This is a genomic window from Glycomyces tarimensis, from assembly GCF_054776215.1.
The window spans coordinates 1-12,041 of sequence record NZ_BAAHCB010000021.1; the positions used below are offsets into that span (position 1 = coordinate 1).

A 12,041-nucleotide genomic window follows, 5' to 3' on the forward strand; every position below is an offset into this window, starting at 1 on the left:
AGCGACCCATCCTCGTCGACCTCATCCTGCCGGGGCGGGGGCACGGCGGTGGTCAACAGCTTGGCGAACAGCTTCCCGGTGTCGGCCGACAGGAGCCCGGAGAGGACGAACATGCCGTTCTCGGTCTCCACCAGATCCAGGCGCTGCAACGACTGCTGCCCGAGCCCGTCCAACAGCTCCTCACCCGAGTCGAGCGCGGCTTGGAGTTCATCGAGCTGGGCGTGCACATCCTTCACTGTCGCGTGGATGCAGTACTGCGCGATCAGATGCTCGGGGGTGGGGCAGAGGATGTCCGCGTCGAACGGGGACGGCACCGGTTCCTTGTAGGGAGTCCGGGCGTACACGCGGAGGGCCTTGGTCGCGTCCAGGCGGCGCGCGGCTGCCGCGACCCGGTCGATCCGCGCCGCAGCGGAGGTAGCGGTCTGGGCGAGGACGGTGAACTTCCCTGCCGTGCGGGCGATCGCGGCCAGATCAGCCGCGACGCGCAGGTGGAAGTCGAAGGTCGACACCAGCCATTCGCGGAGCGCGGAGAAGCCGTCGCAGTCGCGGTGGATATTCCAGGCTTTCGCCTCGATCACCCGGGCGAGGATGTCCGCGTGGAGGGCGTTGATGGCGGCAGCCGCCTCATCGAGATCGGTGTGGATGGCCGCTGCTCGCTCGGTCCGCTCGGTCCTGCTGGGCTTCGTGCTCGCCTTGGCCATCTGACACCTCCCTCGATCCTTGAGGTCTCGTACGAACCTGCTGCTTCCGCCGGTTCGTGCTATACCTCTATTCTCCCAGGTCACAAGGCTTCTGTCATCACCCATTAGGGTGGGAAAACGCTCACGTTTCCGGCCCGCCAGTCACCAACCGCCCTGCCCCGCAAGCCATACCGGGAACCAAGGAGCCGCCCCGGCCCGCACCCGAACCCGAACCCGAACCCACACCCCACCGGCATGCCCGCCGACCCAGCCTCCACAAAGAACAGACCTCGTCGTCGCTGACGCATTTAGCGCAGTGCGACCATCAACCCCACACCGTTCCCGCCAGCGCCCCAAGTTCCATTGCCGGTCTCCCCAGGCGCCCACCTTCAGACCTTCAAACGGCCAGAGCACTACTTAGGGAATGAGCATCAGGGAATGAGCAGCAGCTTCCCCGTCGTCTTGCGGCCTTCGAGCGCCTGGTGCGCTTCGCCCGCCTCATCGAGTCGGAAGGTGTCTCCTACGCGAATGAGCAGGTTGTCGTCTTCGATCAACTGGAAGACTTCGGCGGCACGGTCCAGGAACTCCTTCCTGGTGGCGATGAAGTCGCCGAGCTTCGGCCGGGTCAGGATCAGCGATCCCCCGGAGTTGAGTCGCTGCGGGTCGAACTTCGACACCGATCCGCTCGACTGCCCGAACAGCACCATGCTTCCCCTGCGCCGCAACGAGGCCAGGCTCTCATCGAAAGTGTCCTTGCCGACCCCGTCGAACACGGCCGCAACACCCTCGCCGCCGGCGATCTCGCGCGCCTTCTCGCCGAATCCCTCGTAGAACAGGACGTGATCGCAGCCGTTCGAACGGGCCAGCTCCGCCTTGGCATCGGTGCTCACGGTGCCGATGACCTTGCCGCCCTTGTACTTCACCATCTGCGTCAGCAGGAGCCCCACTCCGCCGGCGGCCGCGTGGACGATCACGGTGTCGCCCTCTTGGACCGGATAGACCGTGTTGCACAGGTAGTGCGCCGTCAGCCCTTGGAGCATCACCGCGGCGGCGGTCTCCAGGGAGACCCGCGGCGGCACGGGAACGAAGTCCTCGGCCCTGCCCACCACGAGGTCCGCATAGGATCCCGGCACCTGCGCCCAGGCCACCTCGTCGCCGGGTTTGAAGTCGGTGACGCCCTCGCCCACCGCCACCACCGTTCCGCCGCCCTCCATGCCGGGGGTGAACGGCAGCGGCAGTGGATAAGCGCCCGAACGGTGGTAGGTGTCGACGAAGTTCACCCCGGCCGCGACGACGCGCACCGCGATCTGTCCGGGCCTCGGCCCGGGGTCCTCGCCCTCCAACAGCCGCATCACGTTCGGGCCGCCGGTCTGCTCGACCACGATCGCCTTCATGAGAAATCCTTCCGCCACAGGGTCACAAATAACCTAGCAGCGCCGTCGATGTCCGGCTCAGGAGCGGGCACACTATTCATCCTGGTTCTGACGCCGTACCGAGCCGAGCCCGTACCGCAGTCGGCCACGGCGCCACCGGTTGTTCTGCTCGCCCGTCTGCGCGCTGACCTCCTCACCGACGAGCCGTTCGATCGCCTCCCGGAATCCCTTGTGCCGCAGGTGCCGCCGCAGCGGGTTGGCGGCCGGGTCGTCGTTCAGCTCCTTCAACAGCGATGCGCACATCAGGAGCATCACGAGCACGAACGGCAGCGCCACGACGATTGTGGCGTTCCTGAGCCCCGCCAGGCCGCCGCTCAGCAGGAGCACCGCCGAGACGCCGCCGATCGTCACACCCCAGAACACCGCCAGCGGCCGCTTCGGCGCCAGCGACCCCGAGCTCGACAGCGAGCCGAGCACCAGCGAGGCCGAATCGGCGCTCGTGATGAAGTAGTTCACCACCAGGAGCATCGTCACGCCCGCCACCAGCGCGTAGAGCGGCAGTGAATCCAGGAGCGCGAACATCGCGTACTCCTCGCCCCTGGCCACGGCGCCGCTGTAGTCGGCGTCGGTATTCGCCTGGTTCCAGATCGCGGTGCCGCCCATGGTCGCGAACCACACCGTCGAGGCCGTCGAGGGCACCAGCAGCACCCCGACGATGAATTGGCGGATCGACCGGCCGCGCGAGATGCGGGCGATGAACGTCCCCACGAACGGCGCCCACGACAGCCACCACGCCCAGTAGAAGATCGTCCACGTCGCCATCCACTCCTCGCCTCCGAACGCCCCGGTGACGCTGGAGAGATCCACCAGACTCGACAGGTACGAGCCGACCGAGGACGGCCACGCGTCGAGCAGGAACAGGGTCGGACCGGCGAAGAACACGAACAGCATGATGGCCGCCGCCAGCAGCACGTTCAAGGTCGACAGCCACTTGATGCCCCGGTGGATGCCGGAGAAGGCCGAGACCACGAACGCCGCGGTCAGCGCGCCGATGACGATCAGCTCCAACCGCTGCGTTTCGGGCACCCCGAACACGAGGTCGAGGCCCACCGCCACCTGCAGCGCGCCGAAGCCGAGGCTGGCCGCGGTGCCGAACACGGTCGCGAAGATCGCCAGCAGGTCGATCGCCCTCCCGGCCCCCGGGCCCCAGCGCCTCCCGCCGGTCAGCGGCAGGAACGCCTGGCTCAGATTGTTGCCGCGGCCCTTGCGGAATGTCGAGTATGCGAGCGCCAGTCCCGCGACCGCGTAGATCGCCCACGGGTGCAGCACCCAGTGGAAGTAGCTGTAGATCAGCGCGCCGCGCTGGCGGTCGTTCTCGAAGAAGGGCGACGCGGGGTCGAGTTCGAGCGGCGGCGGGGCGTCGAAGTAGTGCGTCAGCGGCTCGGCCACGCCGAAGAACATCAGGCCGATGCCCATGCCGGCGGCGAACATCATCGCGATCCAGGCCAGGGCATTGAACTCGGGCTCTTCGTCGGCGTCGCCGAGCCGGATGGTGCCGAAGCGGCTGGCGGCGATGTAGATCGCCAGGACCAGGAACACGTTCCCGGCGATGATGAACAGCCACCCGAAGTTGTCGATCACCCAGTTCAGCGCCGATGTCGAGGCGGTCTCGAACCGGTCGGGGAAGACCGCGCCGAGGAGGATGACCGCCAGGATGACGCCGGCGGCGATGCCGAACGTCACCTTGTCCACCGGGAGGGTGTCCGGGCGCCGGTCCTTTTCAGCGGGCGGGGGCGGGCTCTCGGGATGTTCCCCGGGCCCGGTCGTTTCAGTCTCGGACATCAAGTGCTCCATCCCAATCCGACAGGCGTCGGTGCTGCGGTCATCCTAGGGAATTATCCGGTCATTCACGGATAAAACGTCGATACGTCGGTAACGTGTCACGACGATCTCGCCGATCGCTCGCGACTCCACCAGACGCAGGGGCCGCTGCGGCGACTGCGGAAAGGCCGCCGGATAGACGAACCGCGCCCCGCCGCGCTCCCCGAGCAGGAACGGCGCCACCGCGATATGCACCTCGTCGACCAGATCCGAGGACAAGAACGCCGTGTGGACCGTCCCGCCGCCCTCCACCAGCAGCCGCTCGACGCCCCGTTCCGCCAAGTCCGCCAGCGCCGTCGGCAGGTCGACCCCGTCGCGGCCGGTCGCCACCACTTCGGCCCTGGGCCCCAGCGGACACGCCCGCGCCCCGATCGCACTGGTGTAGACGATCGGCACCGGGTCCGCGCCGTCGAACAGCCGCGCCTTCGCGTCCAGCTCGCCCGAGGGGGAGAAGACGACCCGCAGCGGCGTCGGCGGCCGTCCCTCGGCGACGCGCCGCTCCCGCCGCTCGGGCGAACGCAGCAGCAGTCTGGGATCGTCGGCCCTGACCGTCCCCGCGCCCACCGCGATCGCGTCCACCCCCGCCCGCACCTCGTCGACGCGGTCGAAGTCGGCCGCGTTCGACAGCGTCAACCGCCGCTCAGAGTCGTCGTCGAGGAAGCCGTCGATGCTCATCGCGGCAGAAACGATCACATAGGGACGTCGCATGGACGCAAGAATCCCATGATCCGCCTCTCCCGGGGCCCGGGTGGCGGTCGCCGGCCGGGGGAGGTCAGAATCGGTAGACGTGGATGGCCAACAGACCAGCGAGGACGCCGTAGCGGGCCTCAACTTCAACGCCGAGGGTCTCGTGCCCGCGATCGCCCAGCAGCACGACACCGGGGAAGTCCTCATGCTCGCATGGATGGACGCCGAGGCGCTGCGCCGCACGATCGCGACGCGCAAGGCCACCTACTGGTCGCGCAGCCGCGGCGAGTACTGGGTCAAGGGCGAGACCTCGGGCCACCACCAGGCCGTCAAGTCGGTGTCCATCGACTGCGACGGCGACACCGTCCTGCTCAAGGTCGAGCAGACCGGTCCGGCCTGCCACACCGGCACCCGGACGTGCTTCACCGGAAGGCAGATCGCATGAGCGCAGGATCAGAGCGGGCGAGGACCCTGCTCGTCGGGCTCGCCGGCACCGCCGCCGCCGCGCTGGCCGCCACCCGCCAGTGGAGCTCCGAGACCGTCGAGAACGCCGCCGGGCTCGCCTCCACCGCCTCACAGACCGGCACCGATATCGCCGCGTGGGCGCTGCCGAGCGCGCTGGCCGCCGGCGCCGCGTTCCTCGCGATGCTCGCCGTGGGCCGACGCGGTCGCCGCGTCACCGGGGTCCTCGCCGCGCTCGCGGGTCTCGCCGTCGCCCTCGCCGGCGTCCTCCACGCCGATCTGGGTCTCGCCCCGATCGGTCTCGCCGCCGCCGGGCTCGTCATCGCCGCCGCCGGTACCGCCGCGGCGCTGCGCTCCGGCCGCTGGCCCGAGCCCGAGGCCCGCTACGATGCGAATGCCGTGGACGGCGGCGACATAGCAGAGGATCCGGCGAAGTTGTGGAACGCCCTCGACTCCGGTCAGGACCCCTCGTCGCCTAATATCACGGCAACGGTGCAGGAGAAGGGACGATCTTAGGTGAACGTGCTGGAACAGATCATCACCGAAGTCCGCGCCGATCTCGAGCGGCGACAGAGCGAAGTCCCGATCGAGGCGATCCGCGAGGCCGCCGAGCGCGCCGTGCCGGCGCTGGACGGCTACGCCGCCCTCATCGGCGGCGGTGTGAGCGTCATCGCCGAGGTCAAGCGCGCCTCGCCCTCCAAGGGCTCGCTCGCCGACATCCCCGACCCCGCGGTGCTCGCCGCCGAGTACGCCGCCGGCGGCGCCGCCGTCATCAGCGTCCTCACCGAGCCCAACTACTTCAAAGGCAGCCTCGACGACCTCGACGCCGTGCGCGAGAAGGTCCAGGTCCCCTTGCTGCGCAAGGACTTCGTCGTCTCGCCCTACCAGGTGCTCGAGGCCCGCGCCCACGGCGCCGACGTCGTCCTGCTCATCGTCGCCGCACTCGACCAGGAGACCCTCGTCTCGCTCCACGACCGCGTCACCGGCCTGGGCATGACCGCCCTGGTCGAGGTCCACACCGAGGCCGAGGCCGATCGCGCGCTCCAGGCGGGAGCGAAAGTCATTGGCGTCAACGCCCGCGACCTGACTACCCTCCAAGTGGACCGCTCGGTGTTCGAGCGGATCGCCCCGGGCCTGCCCCGCGACGTCGTCAAGATCGCCGAATCGGGCGTCCGCGGCACCCGCGACCTGATCCGCTACGCCTCGGCCGGCGCCGACGCCGTGCTGGTCGGCGAGGGCGTGGTCAAGCAGAAAAGCCCGCGCGACGCCGTCGCCGAACTGGTCACGGCCGGGTCCCACCCGGCCACGCCGCGACCCATCTAGGAGGGAAGAACCGTGACCAACCCTGACCTCAACGGCCATTGGGGCGAGTTCGGGGGCCGGTTCGTCCCCGAGGCGCTCTTCGCCGCGCTCGAAGAGCTCGAGGCCGTCCACAACAAGGCGATGGACGATCCCGAGTTCCGGGCGGAGTTCACGAAACTGTCGAGCGAGTACGGCAACCTGCCGTCGCCGCTCTACCGGGCCGAGCGGCTCTCCCAGGAGGCCGGCGTCGAGATCTGGCTCAAGCGCGAGGACCTCAACCACACCGGCGCCCACAAGATCCGCAACGTGCTCGGCCAGGCCCTGCTGACCAAGCGCATGGGCAAGACCCGTGTCATCGCCGAGACCGGCGCGGGCCAGCACGGTGTCGCCGCCGCCACCGCCGCCGCCTACTTCGGCTTCGAGTGCACCGTCTTCATGGGCGAGGAGGACACCCGGCGCCAGTCGCTGAACGTCGCCCGCATGCGCCTGCTCGGCGCCGAGGTCGTGCCCGTGACGACGGGATCGCGCACCCTCAAGGACGCCATGAACGAGGCGCTCCGCGACTGGGTCGCCACCGTCGACCACACCCACTACCTGATCGGCTCCGTCGGCGGACCTCACCCGTTCCCGAAGGTCGTGCGCGACCTGTGCCGCGGCATCGGCGACGAGGCCCGCGCCCAGATGCTCGAGCGGACCGGCCGCCTGCCCGACGTCGTCACCGCCTGCGTCGGCGGCGGCTCGAACGCCATGGGCACCTTCACCGCCTTCCTCGAAGACGACGACGTCAAGCTGTACGGCTTCGAGGCCGGAGGCGAGGGCGCCGACACCGAGCGCACCGCCGCCGCCATCAACTCCGGCGCGCTGGGCGTCCTCCACGGCGCCCGCACCTACGTCCTCCAGGACGAGGACGGCCAGACCAAGGAGTCGCACTCGATCTCGGCGGGCCTGGACTACCCGGCAGTCGGGCCCGAGCACGCGCACCTCGCCGCCACCGGCCGCGCCGTCTACGAGGCCGTCACCGACGCCGAGGCCATGGCCGCGCTCGCACAGCTCGCCCGCACCGAGGGCATCATCTGCGCCATCGAGTCCGCCCACGCCGTCGCCGGCGCCCTGCGCCTGGCGAAGGACCTCGACCCCGGTTCGGCCGTCCTGGTCAACCTCTCGGGGCGCGGCGACAAGGACATGGGCACCGTCGTGGACTACTTCGGCTTCGACAAGGGGATCGACCAGTGAGAACGGCTGACGCATTCGCCAAGACCAGGGCCGAGGGGCGCTCCGCGCTCGTCTGCTACCTCCCGGCGGGCTTTCCCACACTGGCCGACTCCATCAAGGCCATCGACATCATGATCGAGAACGGCGCCGACATCATCGAGGTCGGCCTGCCGTACTCCGACCCGGTCATGGACGGCCCCGCCATCCAGCGCGCCGCCGACCGGGCACTCGCCGCCGGGTTCCGCACCCGCCAGGTCTTCGAGGTCGTCGAGGCCGTCTCCGGCCGCGTCCCGATCCTCATCATGACCTACTGGAACCTCGTCGAACGCTACGGCGTCGACGCCTTCGCGCGTGACTTCGCCGCCGCCGGCGGGGCCGGGCTCATCACCCCCGACCTCGTCCCCGACGAGGCCGGGGCCTGGCTGGAGGCCTCCGACGAGCACGACCTCGACCGGGTCTTCCTGGTCGCCCCGTCCTCGACCGAGGAGCGCATCGCCTCCACTGTGGCCGCGTGCCGCGGCTTCGTGTACGCCCAGTCCGTCATGGGCGTCACCGGCGCCCGCGCCGCGACCTCCACGGCCGCACCGAAACTCGTCGAGCGCACCCGCGCCCACACCGAGCTGCCGATCGGCGTCGGCCTGGGCGTGCGCGACGGCGACCAGGCCGCCGAGGTCGCCGCCTACGGCGACGCCGTCATCGTCGGCTCGGCGATCGTCGGCTGCTACCTGGAGGCCGACGACGTCCCCTCGGGCCACCAGCGCCTCGCCGAGCTGACAAGCGAGCTGGCCGAAGGCGTTCGCCGTTAGCCGGTCCTATAGGTTTAACCGTCGTGGACCTCGCATTCATACCCAGCCCGAGTGAATCCGTCTGGTACCTCGGACCGATTCCGATCCGCGCCTACGCGCTGGCGCTCATCGCCGGCATCGTGGCCGCCTGCTGGATCACCGAGGCGCGCATGCGCGCCCGCGGCGCCCCCAAGTGGGCCGTGCTCGACATCGCCGTGTGGGCGGTGCCGTTCGGCATCGTCGGCGGGCGCCTCTACCACGTGTTCACCAGCCCGGAGGCCTACTTCGGCGCCGACGGCGACCCGTGGAAGATCGTCGCGGTCTGGGAGGGCGGCCTGGGCATACCCGGGGCGATCTTCCTCGGCGGCGTCGGCGTGTGGCTCGCCTGCCGGCAGTTGAAGCTCCCCTTCGCGATGGTCGCCGAATCGCTGGCCCCGGGCCTGCCCGTCGCGCAGGCCGTCGGACGGCTCGGCAACTGGTTCAACCAGGAGCTGTACGGCAAGCCCACCGAGGTCGCCTGGGCGGTCGAGATCGACCTGCAGCACCGCATCGCCGGCTACGGCCAGTACGAGACCTTCCACCCCACGTTCCTGTACGAGCTCGTGTGGAACCTCGGCGTCGCGCTCGTGGTCTGGGCCTGCGACCGCAGGTGGAAGTTCGGGGCCGGACGCGCCTTCGCCCTCTACGTCGCCTTGTACGGCATCGGCCGGTTCTGGATCGAAGGGCTGCGCATCGACCCGGCGGAGGCCTTCGCCGGTCTGCGCCTGAACCAGTGGATGAGCGTCGTCATCGTCGTCGGAGCGGTGATCTACCTGCTTCGCGTGCGCGGCACCCGGCAGGTGTTCGTGCTCGACGGCGAAGAACGGATCACGGTCGACTGGGACTCCGATGAGGCCGGGCGCGCCGGCTACGTGAACGGGGCGCTCCCCAAGGGCGTCGAGCCGAAGCTCGAGGAGTCCGACGAGGAGTCGGAGGACGCCGACGGCGACTCCGAGTCCGCAGAGGCCGGCCCCGGCCGCGACGACAGCTGACCCCCACCGCTTCCCCCGGGCAGGTGCAATGTGCATAACCGTAGAGCCGTAGTCGTCGGCGCCGGCGTCGCCGGCCTGGCGAGCGCCATCGTCCTCTCCAAGCTCGGCTGGCGGGTGGCGCTGCTGGAGCGGCGCGAGCGGCTGAGGGGGGACAACCTCGGCATGCTCCTGTGGGTCTCGGGTGTCCGGGCGCTGCGCGCGCTCGGCATCGACGCGACGCTCGACGCCGGCGGCACGCCCATCAACCGCTTCGAGATCCGCGCCGAGGACCGCCTCGCGGGCTCCTTCGCCTCGGCAGTGCTCGGCGCCGACGACGGCTCGCCGTCGGTCATGGTCCACAACGCGGTGCTCTTCGAGGCCCTGGTGAGCCACCTCGGCCGCGACGTCGAGATCTACCCGGCCACCACCGTCTCCCGGATCGACCTGGTCGACCTGGCGGCCGGGGACGCCACCCGCCGCTGGGACGCCGACCTCGTCATCGCCGCCGACGGCATCGACTCGCCCACCCGCGAACTCGTCGCCAAGGGCGCGCCGACCGTCGATGCCGGGGTGGTGGCCTTCCGGGCCACGATCCCGGCCCATCGCGCCCCCGATCGCGAGCCCGACGCCGTCGAGATCTACGGACGCGACCGCCGCCGCTTCGGCTACGGCGACCTCGGACAGGCCGGCGCCTGCTGGTGGGCGACCGTGCCCGGCGGGATGCGCCCGGAGTCCCCGCAGATCCAGCACGAGCTCATCAACCGCTGGTTCGCCGACTGGCCCGCGCCCGTCGGCAAGTACATCGCCGCGACCAGGCCCTCGGAGCTGACCCAGCAGTCCGTCAGGTTCGTGTGGCCGCTGCCGTCGCGGCTGCACTACGCCGAGGGCGAGCACGGGATCGTGCTCATGGGCGACGCGGCACACGGAGTGGCGCCGATCCTCGCGCAGGGCGCGAGCCTCGCGCTGGAGGACGCGGTGACTCTCGGGTGGGCGCTGCGGCGCAGCCCCGAGTCGATCTCTGAAGCGCTCCATGCCTACGAGCGGGCGCGGGTGGCGCGCATCCGGCGCGTCGCGCGCCTGTCGAGACGCGCGCACATGATCGCCACCGGCGGGCCGGGCGTCACCAGGGGACTGCTGCGGGCGGTGCCCGACGTGTGGCTGTCCAACCGCGCCACCTCGCTGTCGGACTGGCAGCCGCCCCGATGATCAAATATCTTCGTACCCATGAGGATTCGTGACGCCGAGGCGGCCGACTGGCCCGCCATCTGGGCCTTCGCGCAGCCCATCATCGCCGCCGGAGCGACCTATCCCTGGCCCCCGGACACGTCCGAGGAGTGGGCCAGGGCGTACTGGATGGAGCGGCCGTCGCCGGCCTCCCGCCTCGTCGTCGAGATGGACGAGCGGATCGCCGGCACCGTCGAGATCCACCCCAACTTGCCCGGCCAGGGCTCCCACGTCGCCAACGCCGGATTCATGGTCGACCCGGACTTCCGAGGCCGCGGCGTCGGCCGCGCCCTCGGCGAGGCCGCGCTCGAGCGCGCCGCGAAGGACGGCTTCCACGCGATGCAGTTCAACGCCGTCGTGGAGAGCAACACCACCGCCGTGAAGCTCTGGCACTCGCTGGGGTTCGAGACCCTCGCGATCGTCCCCGAAGGGTTCCGCCACCCCGTCCACGGACTGGTCGGCATGCACATCATGTACAAGATGCTGGGATCATGACCGAACTGCGCGCATCCGTCCGGGCCCTCGGCATCGACGACGCCGAGGCCGCCATCAGCGTCCACGCCCTCCTCGACTCCGACCCCGAGCTGCTCGCCCACGCGGGCGAGCTGCCGCGCGCCAAGGCGGACGTCCCCGAGTGGGTCCGCTCCACCTTCCTCAACGCGGACAACCCCCTGTTCGGCCTGTGCGAGCACGCCGTCGAGACCAAGTTGGGGGAGCGGCCCGACGAGCCGACGCGCAAGGTCCTCGACCTGCTCACGGTCCGGCCCCGCGTCCTGGAGGACCTGCGGACCATGAGCGGCATCGAGCCCGCCGATCTCGAGGCGATCCTGGGGCGCCTCGCCGAGGCCGGTCTCGGCCGCGCCGATCCGAACCCGCTCGAACCCGACAGCCCCTTCTGGACGATCGATGACCGTCTCGCGCGGTTCTACCACGCGATGATGGCCCCGCACCTGGAGCGGTGGCGGCGCGGCCGCATCACCGGCCGGCTCTGGCGCATGAACCACGCCCGCTTCGACCGCTACGTCTGCCGCGCCGAATACGCCCGGATCGCCCGCGAATGGGCCCTCGGCGCCTCCGACGCCGCCCAGACGACCCGCATCGTCGTCCCCGACCCCCGCCACCGGCAGCTGCGCACCCTCGAAGTCGCCGCCTGGGACTCCGACGGCGTCCTCGTCGCGCTCGGCTCCATCCGCTGGTCGTTCATCATGCGCGCCCAGCAGCTCCAGCGGCTGCGCTACGTGCGCCGCCTCCTCGGCGACCCGCCCGCGCGCCTGTACTGCATCGCCCCCCGGTTCGAGTCCGCCATCGCCGACGACCCCGCCCCCGATCTGCTGAGGATCGGACCGGCGCAACTGCTCAAGGGTGACTGAGACCCCGATTCCCGATTGGTGGGCGCCCAAGTGGGCCGGGTACGCTGAAAGCTCT

General features: G+C 70.3%; 13 protein-coding genes. 9 read left to right on the plus strand and 4 right to left on the minus strand.

The features are described 5' to 3' along the window. The 4 genes from ACYVK3_RS16945 to ACYVK3_RS16960 all read right to left on the minus strand — a co-directional run. Positions 1–701: hypothetical protein (locus tag ACYVK3_RS16945; protein WP_460498521.1), on the minus strand; the 701-nt coding region annotated here is incomplete at its 3' end. Between the two features lie 410 nt (positions 702–1,111). Then, positions 1,112–2,074, minus strand: a complete 963-nt coding sequence (locus tag ACYVK3_RS16950) for a quinone oxidoreductase family protein (protein ID WP_460498522.1) — start codon at positions 2,072–2,074, stop codon at positions 1,112–1,114. A 72-nt stretch (positions 2,075–2,146) separates the two neighbouring features. Next, on the minus strand, positions 2,147–3,895 hold the full coding sequence (locus tag ACYVK3_RS16955) for a BCCT family transporter (RefSeq protein ID WP_460498523.1): 1,749 nt from the start codon (positions 3,893–3,895) through the stop codon (positions 2,147–2,149). Between the two features lie 45 nt (positions 3,896–3,940). After that, positions 3,941–4,642 (minus strand): RibD family protein, encoded by a 702-nt coding sequence (locus ACYVK3_RS16960; RefSeq protein WP_460498524.1) that lies wholly within the window; start codon positions 4,640–4,642, stop codon positions 3,941–3,943. A gap of 79 nt (positions 4,643–4,721) precedes the next feature. Between ACYVK3_RS16960 and hisI the strand changes: the two genes are divergently transcribed. From hisI to ACYVK3_RS17005, 9 genes are read left to right on the plus strand one after another with little or no spacing between them, the layout of a single operon-like run. Next, positions 4,722–5,066 (plus strand): phosphoribosyl-AMP cyclohydrolase, encoded by a 345-nt coding sequence (hisI, locus tag ACYVK3_RS16965; RefSeq protein WP_460498525.1) that lies wholly within the window; start codon positions 4,722–4,724, stop codon positions 5,064–5,066. Then, on the plus strand, positions 5,063–5,599 hold the full coding sequence (locus ACYVK3_RS16970) for a Trp biosynthesis-associated membrane protein (protein WP_460498526.1): 537 nt from the start codon (positions 5,063–5,065) through the stop codon (positions 5,597–5,599). Before hisI ends, ACYVK3_RS16970 begins: the two co-directional genes overlap by 4 nt. After that, complete coding sequence (gene trpC / locus ACYVK3_RS16975; protein WP_460498527.1) at positions 5,600–6,406, plus strand: indole-3-glycerol phosphate synthase TrpC; 807 nt, start codon at positions 5,600–5,602, stop codon at positions 6,404–6,406. 12 nt (positions 6,407–6,418) lie between these two features. Beyond that, on the plus strand, positions 6,419–7,618 hold the full coding sequence (gene trpB, locus ACYVK3_RS16980) for a tryptophan synthase subunit beta (RefSeq protein ID WP_460498528.1): 1,200 nt from the start codon (positions 6,419–6,421) through the stop codon (positions 7,616–7,618). Next, positions 7,615–8,403 carry a tryptophan synthase subunit alpha gene (gene trpA / locus ACYVK3_RS16985; RefSeq protein ID WP_460498529.1) on the plus strand — a complete coding sequence of 263 codons (789 nt, stop codon included), beginning with the start codon at positions 7,615–7,617 and terminating at the stop codon, positions 8,401–8,403. Before trpB ends, trpA begins: the two co-directional genes overlap by 4 nt. 23 nt (positions 8,404–8,426) lie before the next feature. Continuing rightward, positions 8,427–9,413, plus strand: a complete 987-nt coding sequence (gene lgt, locus ACYVK3_RS16990; RefSeq protein WP_460498530.1) for a prolipoprotein diacylglyceryl transferase — start codon at positions 8,427–8,429, stop codon at positions 9,411–9,413. Positions 9,414–9,443: 30 nt separating this feature from the next. Then, on the plus strand, positions 9,444–10,598 hold the full coding sequence (locus tag ACYVK3_RS16995) for an FAD-dependent oxidoreductase (protein WP_460498531.1): 1,155 nt from the start codon (positions 9,444–9,446) through the stop codon (positions 10,596–10,598). Between the two features lie 18 nt (positions 10,599–10,616). Next, on the plus strand, positions 10,617–11,111 hold the full coding sequence (locus ACYVK3_RS17000; RefSeq protein ID WP_460498532.1) for a GNAT family N-acetyltransferase: 495 nt from the start codon (positions 10,617–10,619) through the stop codon (positions 11,109–11,111). After that, positions 11,108–11,986 (plus strand): hypothetical protein, encoded by an 879-nt coding sequence (locus ACYVK3_RS17005; protein ID WP_460498533.1) that lies wholly within the window; start codon positions 11,108–11,110, stop codon positions 11,984–11,986. Before ACYVK3_RS17000 ends, ACYVK3_RS17005 begins: the two co-directional genes overlap by 4 nt. Positions 11,987–12,041: the final 55 nt, after the last annotated feature.

What these genes read in the sequence shown, in the direction of transcription:
- ACYVK3_RS16955 (WP_460498523.1), bottom strand. Translation starts at nt 3,895, where the DNA reads ATGTCCGAGACTGAAACGACCGGGCCCGGGGAACATCCCGAGAGCCCG.
- ACYVK3_RS16960 (WP_460498524.1), bottom strand. Translation starts at nt 4,642, where the DNA reads ATGCGACGTCCCTATGTGATCGTTTCTGCCGCGATGAGCATCGACGGC.
- ACYVK3_RS17005 (WP_460498533.1), top strand. Translation starts at nt 11,108, where the DNA reads ATGACCGAACTGCGCGCATCCGTCCGGGCCCTCGGCATCGACGACGCC.
- ACYVK3_RS17000 (WP_460498532.1), top strand. Translation starts at nt 10,617, where the DNA reads ATGAGGATTCGTGACGCCGAGGCGGCCGACTGGCCCGCCATCTGGGCC.
- ACYVK3_RS16950 (WP_460498522.1), bottom strand. Translation starts at nt 2,074, where the DNA reads ATGAAGGCGATCGTGGTCGAGCAGACCGGCGGCCCGAACGTGATGCGG.
- ACYVK3_RS16970 (WP_460498526.1), top strand. Translation starts at nt 5,063, where the DNA reads ATGAGCGCAGGATCAGAGCGGGCGAGGACCCTGCTCGTCGGGCTCGCC.